The sequence below is a fragment of the Kitasatospora sp. NPDC058243 genome, assembly GCF_042882025.1.
Taxonomy (GTDB): domain Bacteria; phylum Actinomycetota; class Actinomycetes; order Streptomycetales; family Streptomycetaceae; genus Kitasatospora.
Genome location: NZ_JBHVWW010000002.1, coordinates 34102 through 36307 on the forward strand (window position 1 = coordinate 34102; position 2206 = coordinate 36307).

At 73.4% G+C, this 2206-nt stretch carries 2 protein-coding genes; one reads left to right on the forward strand and one right to left on the reverse strand.

Annotated elements, in window-relative coordinates:
- Positions 1-146 precede the first annotated feature (146 nt).
- Positions 147-1424: an aspartate--tRNA(Asn) ligase gene (gene aspS, locus ACFVX9_RS01855; protein ID WP_380488109.1), complete on the reverse strand. Its 1278-nt coding sequence runs from the start codon at positions 1422-1424 to the stop codon at positions 147-149.
- A gap of 503 nt (positions 1425-1927) precedes the next feature.
- Between aspS and ACFVX9_RS01860 the strand changes: the two genes are divergently transcribed.
- Positions 1928-2113 (forward strand): PspC domain-containing protein, encoded by a 186-nt coding sequence (locus ACFVX9_RS01860; RefSeq protein WP_380488111.1) that lies wholly within the window; start codon positions 1928-1930, stop codon positions 2111-2113.
- Positions 2114-2206: the final 93 nt, after the last annotated feature.

The window sequence follows — 2206 nt, forward strand, 5'->3', positions numbered from 1 at the left end:
GACACGGGGTTTGGTGGCCACACTTTTGGGGGTCATCGGTTGGTGGGTGTTTGGGTCGGTCCGGGGGGAGAGAGGGGGGGGGGTCGTTGGGGGGGGGGGGCCCCCCCCCCCCCCTCTCCCCCCCCCCCCCCCGCCGGGGTCAGATGTCAGGGCGTCAGGCGGTGCAGGTCGCGCGGGAAGAGCGTGGTCCGGCGAATGTTGTCGGTGCCGGTGAGCCGCGCCGTCCAGCGCTCCAGCCCGAGCGCGAACCCGCCGTGCGGCGGCATCCCGTGCGCGAAGGAGCGCAGGTAGCCCTCGTACGGCTGGACCGGCTCGCCCCGGGCCGCCAGCGCGGCCAGGTAGTCCTCGTGCCGGTGCAGCCGCTGGCCTCCGGTGACCAGTTCGAGCCCGCGGAAGAGCAGGTCGAAGCTGTTGGAGTACTCCGGGCGGCCCGGTTCCGGGTGGGTGTAGAAGGGCCGCTTTCGCATCGGGTAGCCGACCACGAACAGGAACTCGCTGCCGTGCTCGCGCAGCGCCCACTCGCTGAGCCACCGCTCGTGCGCCGGGGCGAGGTCCGGCTCGTCGACGCCCAACAGCCGCATCGCCTCGGCGAAGTGGAGCTGCGGGATCTCCGCCGGGACCTCGGGCAGCTTCACCTCCAGCAGGTCGACAGCGGCGCCGGCCCGCTCGGCCACCGAGGCGACCATCCCGGCGACCACCTCGCGCAGCACGGCCATCACCTCGCGGTGGTCGGCGATGAAGCCGAGTTCCGCGTCGAGGCTGGTGTACTGCGCCAAGTGCCGCGCGGTGTCGTGCGGTTCGGCCCGGAACACCGGCCCGGTCTCGTAGACCCGCTCGAACACCCCGACCATCGCCTGCTTGAAGAACTGCGGCGACTGCGCGAGGTAGGCGGGGCGGCCGAACCAGTCCAGCGCGAAGACGTTCGCCCCGGACTCGGTGGCCGAGGAGACCACCTTCGGGGTCTGGATCTCGGTGAAGCCCAGGCCGTCGAGGGTGGCCCGGAACCCGCCCACCGAGGCCGCGGTGATCCGGTGCAGGGCGGACAGGCGCGGGTGGCGGAGGGTGACGGGGGCACCGTCGAGGATCACCGGGAGGGCGGCCTCGACGGTCGGCCGGAACAGGCTGACCGGGGGCGCCTCGGCGAGGCTGGACAGGACCTCGACGGTGGGCGAGGTCAGCTCGACGCCGGCCGGCGCCTGCGGGTTGGCGGTGACGGTGCCGCGGATCCGCAGGACGGTCTCCTCCGGCAGGTCGGGGCCCGCGCCGGTGGCGACCACCTGGGCCAGTCCGGAGCGGTCCCGGATCACCAGGAAGGTGACGGACTTGAGTGCGCGGCGGCGGTGCAGCCAGCCACTGATCTCTACGGATTCGCCGACGTGGCCGGGTAGTTCGGCGGCCAGGACACGGGTCGTCGGGTGGATCATCGCGGCCCTCCAGGGGCGTCGTGGTGATCCCTTCGGAGTGCGGGCGAGAAGGGCAACTCGCGGTGCCACCGCACTTTCGCCGCCGCCCGCACGGGCGGCGGCCTCATTGCGGCCCGTTGACGGGGGCCGGCCGGCGGGGCATTTCCTCCCCGCACTCGGGAGTGTCTTCGCTCCGGGACGCGGGGCCGCCTTCACAGCTACCGGCGGCTCTCTCGGCCCACGGGGCCCGGAGGTACTCGTCTCCCTCGACGTGTTGCCGGAGAGGCTAGACCGGACCGCCGCCGGACCGCAACGGGCTTTCCCGCCGCCGCGCGGGCGCCACCTGGGGCGTCCGCCTCCGGGCGACCCTGAGACGGACCCCGACACCCGGCTACGCCTCACCGGCGAGTCGGCGGGGTGGCGAATCGACTGCCAGGTGGACGTTTCCGGGAGCGCGGTGGCGGAGAGTGGAAATTAAGCCCGCCGGATCGGCCGGATCGGGTGCCACGACACGGAGTTGACCCATGAGCGCCCGTCTCGCCCGTTCCCGTCACAACCGCGTCATCGCCGGCGTCTGCGCCGGGCTCGCCGAGCGCTACGGCGTGACGCCGTGGACCGTGCGACTGATCTTCCTGATCTCGATCATCCTGCCCGGGCTCCAGTGCCTGGTCTACCTGGCCCTCTGGGTGCTGCTCCCCCAGGAGCCGTAAGCCCGGGAGCCGTAAGCCGGGGAGCCGCACGCCCGGCGCCGTCGCGCCGGGGCCGGTACGACGGCGGGCCGCCCGCTCCCGGGATCACCGGGG